General features: G+C 74.0%; 4 protein-coding genes. All 4 read right to left on the bottom strand.

Annotated features, from left to right (window positions below):
• Positions 1 to 146 precede the first annotated feature (146 nt).
• Entirely contained in the window at positions 147 to 1526 is a 1380-nt protein-coding gene (locus ABD317_RS34215) for an alkaline phosphatase family protein (protein WP_344295295.1), read from the bottom strand.
• The gene (gene eboE / locus ABD317_RS34220) at positions 1523 to 2701 is read right to left on the bottom strand and encodes a metabolite traffic protein EboE (protein ID WP_344295298.1); all 1179 of its coding nucleotides are present in this window, start codon (positions 2699 to 2701) and stop codon (positions 1523 to 1525) included. Before eboE ends, ABD317_RS34215 begins: the two co-directional genes overlap by 4 nt.
• Before the next feature lie 3 nt (positions 2702 to 2704).
• A complete protein-coding gene (locus tag ABD317_RS34225; protein WP_344295300.1) occupies positions 2705 to 3562 on the bottom strand; it encodes a TatD family hydrolase in 858 nt (285 codons plus the stop codon).
• On the bottom strand, positions 3562 to 4075 hold a 514-nt coding region (locus tag ABD317_RS34230; protein ID WP_344295302.1), incomplete at its 5' end, for an EboA domain-containing protein. The genes ABD317_RS34230 and ABD317_RS34225, both read right to left, overlap by 1 nt.

Consider the following 4075-nt stretch of genomic DNA (forward strand, 5'->3'; position numbering starts at 1 on the left):
CGCGCAGCCCTTCTCCTCGTCGAAGACGCCGTAGGCGCGCGCGGTGGCGCCGGCGGCGACGCCGAGGAATCTGCGTCTGTTGAGGGCGTGGGCGAGTTCTTCGCTGGGTCTGGTGGACATGGCGTCGCTCCTTGGGCGCGAGTGGGCTAGTCGAGGCCGGCCAACGACAGCAGCAGGGACTTCACGTCGGTCGCCGGTACGGGACCCGAGGTCGCCCCGGGCCGGGTGGTGATCAGCACGGGGCCGTCCCGCTCGTCGTCCGGGAGGCGGCCGTGGGTGCCGCGCACCGGGGCGGGGTCGAGCGGGACGACGGCCAGGCGGTAGCGCAGCCCGGCCTTCTTGCGGGCGATTGCGGAGACCGCGCGCAGGCGTACGTACGGGTCGGTGGGGTCCATGAACAGCTCGGCGGGGTCGTAGCCGGGTTTGCGGTGGATCTCGACGAGCTGGGCGAAGTCCGGGGCACGGTCGTCGTCGAGCCAGTAGTAGTACGTGAACCAGGCGTCCGGGTCCGCCACCGCGACCAGTTCGCCGGCGCGCGGGTGGTCCAGGCCGTGGGCCTTCTTGCCGGTCTCGGAGAGGACATCGGCGACGCCGGGCAGCCGGGTGAGGATCTCCCGGGTGGCCTCGACGTCGGCGGGGTCGCGGACGTAGACGTGGGCGATCTGGTGGTCCGAGACCGCGAAGGCGCGCGACGCCCACGGGTCGAGGTACTCCATGCCGTCCTGGGTGTAGACCTCCAGCAGCCCGGCCTTGCGCAGCGCGCGGTTGACGTCCACCGGCTTGGCGGCCTGCGTGATGCCGTACTCCGACAGCACCACGGTCTCCGCGTCCGCCGCCCGCGCGTCCGCCAGCAGCGGCGCCAGCGCGTCGTCCAGCTCGCGGGCGGCGGCGTGCGAGCGCGGGTCGTCGGGGCCGTAGCGCTGCAGGTCGTAGTCGAGGTGCGGGAGGTAGACGAGGGTGAGGTCTGGGCTGTACGCGTCGAGGATGTGCCGCGAGGCGTCGATGATCCACTGCGAGGAGGCGATGCTCGCGGTGGGCCCCCAGTAGTTGAAGAGGGGGAAGGTGCCGAAGGCGGCGGTCAGTTCGTCGTGCAGCTCCGGCGGCCGGGTGTAGCAGTCCGGCTCCTTGCGGCCGTCGGCGTAGTAGACGGGGCGCGGGGTGACGATGTAGTCGGTGTCCATGCCCATCGCGTACCACCAGCAGACGTTGGCCACGGTGTAGCCGGGGTACGCCCGCCGGGCGGCGTCCCACAGCTTGTCGCCGCCGACGAGCGCGTTGTGCTGGCGCCAGAGGAAGACCTCGCCCAGCTCGCGGAAGTACCAGCCGTTGGCGACGATCCCGTGTTCCGCCGGCGGCTCGCCGGTGAGGATCGTCGACTGCACGGTGCAGGTGACGGCGGGCAGCGGCGGCGTCAGCGCGCTGTTCGAGCCGGCGTCGGCCAGCGCGCGCAGGTGGGGCATGTGGTCGAGGAGGCGCGGCGTGAGGCCGACGACGTCGACGACGACCAGCCGCTTCGGGGGCGTCATGGCAGCTCCTTCAGGCCGAGCGAGGTGAGCAGGTCGCGGGCGACGGACAGCTCGGCGGCGATGCCGTCGGCGAGCTGCGCGCGGCTGCGCGGCCGCAGGTGGGCGGGCAGCGCCTGCCAGGTGTACGTCTCCACTTCCAGGTGCCGCGTGAGCGGCGCGGGGCCGCCGACGAGGCGCGCCAGCGTCTCTTCGAGCACCGGCGTCGTCGCCGTCAGCGGCGGCTCCAGCGGCGCGTGCAGCGGTACGTGGAAGTGGGCGCGCCAGGGGCCGTCGTCGGGGAGGCCGCCGGCCAGGGCCTCGTCGAGGTCGTCGGTGGCGCGCACGGAGCCGTCGGCGGCGCGGATACGGGTCTGGTGCAGGAACCGCGGCTCCGCGAAGGCGGCGAGCGCGGTCCGTACGCCGGGCTCGGCCGGCCGGTCCGCGACCAGCGCCGCCGACAGCTGCGACTTGACGACGGGCAGGCCGGCGCCGGTGATGCCGGCGATGGCGGTGGCCGGGTCCTCGAAGGAGGTGGCCAGGTGGCAGGTGTCGACGCAGACGCCGATGCGCTCGGCGGGCGGCGCGCCCTCCGCGGTGAGCGCGGCGACGGCGTCGGCGGTGGTCTCAACCGTGCAGCCGGGCTCCGGCTCCAGGCCGACGCGGATGGAGCGGCCGGTCAGCTCCTCGATGGCGTCGAGGCGGGCGGCCAGGGTGCCCAGCGCGGTCAGCGACGCCTTGCGGGCGGCGTCGTCGAAGCCGGTGCGCCAGGCGAGCGGGAGGGTGGAGATTGTGCCCTCGGTGACGTCGTCGGGCAGCAGCGCGGCGAGCAGCCGGGCCAGCTCGACGGTGTGGTCGAGGCGCTCGGGCTCGGTCCAGTCGGGGCGGTAGACGCGGTACTTGACGACCTCGTCGCCGAACCCCTGGTAGGGGAAGCCGTTGAGGGTGACGGCCTCCAGGCCGCGGTCGTCGAGCGCCTTCTTCAGCCGCCGCAGCGCGGCGGGGTCGGAGCCGAGGGTGCGTACGGCGTCGCGCGCGAGCCACAGGCCGATGCCCAGCCGGTCGCGGCCGAGCCGGCGGCGCACCGGCTCGGCGTGGTCGCGCAGCTGCGCCATCACCCCGTCAAGGTCCTCGGCGGGGTGCACGTTGGTGCAGTACGCGAGGTGGACGAGGGAGCCGTCGGGGTGCCGGAAGCGCATGGCTCAGCTTCCCCCTCGCAGGATGGAGTTCCCCTCGTACGTGGCCCCGCCGGCCTCCGGCTTCTCCGGCTCCAGCTCCAGCCGGCCGCTCTGGCCGTAGAACTCCACCGGGTTCTGCCACAGCACCTTGTCGACGTCGGCGTCGGTGAAGCCGGCGGCGAGCATGGCGTCGGCGGTCTTGCGGGTCTTGAGCGGGTCGCTCCTGCCCCAGTCGGCGGCGGAGTTGACCAGCATCCGCTCGGTGCCGTACTCGCGCAGGATGCGGACCATGCGGTCCTCGTCCATCTTCGTGTCGGGGTAGATGGAGAACGCCGCCCAGCAGCCGCTGTCCTTGGCGGCGGCCACGGTCGTCTCGTTGAGGTGGTCGAGGATGACGAGCCCGGGCGCCAGCCGGGACTCGCGTACGACGTCGAGGGTGCGGGCGAGGCCGGCGGCCTTGTCGCGGTGCGGCGTGTGGACCATGGCGGGCAGCCCGTGGTCGGCGGCCAGCTCCAGCTGCGCGGCGAGCGCCTGGTCCTCCGCCGGGGTCATGGAGTCGTAGCCGATCTCGCCGACGGCGACGACGTGGTCCTTCAGCAGGTAGCGCGGCAGCTCGTCCAGCACCGGCAGCAGGCGCGGGTCGTTGGCCTCCTTGGGGTTGAGGGCGAGCGTGCAGTGGTGCGCGATGCCGTACTGGGCGGCGCGGAAGGGCTCCCAGCCGAGCAGCGAGTCGAAGTAGTCGTAGAAGCTCTCCGGGGAGGTACGGGGCTGCCCCAGCCAGAAGGAGGGCTCGACGAGGGCGCGCACGCCCGCGTCGTACATGGCCGCGTAGTCATCGGTCGTGCGGGACGTCATGTGGATGTGCGGGTCGAAGATGCGCATCACACCTCCTTGCGGGTGAGGTCGAGTATCCGGTCGAGGTCGGCCGGGACGGCGCGGCCGGCGGCGGTCCGCTCGCGGGCGTAGTCGGCGAGCATGCGGGCGAGCTCCGCGTCGCCGGCGGCGCGTTCGGCCAGACCCGCGATCTCGTCCGCGGGCACGCCGGTGAACAGGCACTTCAGGACGGCCTGCCGCCAGGCGTGGTCCCCGAGGTGCGCGGCGGCGTACGGGCCGAGGGCGGCGGCGACCAGGCGGGTGTCGTTCGTCCGCAGCGCGTCCTCGACCAGCGGTACGGCGCCGGGGCCGAGGCCGAGGTGCGGCAGCGCGCGCAGCACGGCGCGGCGTTCCGCGGCGTCGCCGCGGTCGTAGACGCGGGCGGCGACCTGCTCGTCGGCGCGGGCGGCGTGCAGGATCAGCACGCGTACGGCGTCGGCGGCGGCGGCGCCGGGACGGCGGCGGGCGGCGGCGAAGTGGGCCTCCCAGGCGAGCAGTCCGGCGCTGGGGCCGGGGGTGGCC

Origin of the sequence: Streptomyces synnematoformans (genome assembly GCF_039531005.1) — a bacterium.
Lineage (GTDB): Bacteria > Actinomycetota > Actinomycetes > Streptomycetales > Streptomycetaceae > Streptomyces > Streptomyces synnematoformans.

Coding starts and splice junctions, on each gene's coding strand:
- ABD317_RS34215 (WP_344295295.1), bottom strand. CDS start 1,526: ATGACGCCCCCGAAGCGGCTGGTCGTCGTCGACGTCGTCGGCCTCACG.
- eboE (WP_344295298.1), bottom strand. CDS start 2,701: ATGCGCTTCCGGCACCCCGACGGCTCCCTCGTCCACCTCGCGTACTGC.
- ABD317_RS34225 (WP_344295300.1), bottom strand. CDS start 3,562: ATGCGCATCTTCGACCCGCACATCCACATGACGTCCCGCACGACCGAT.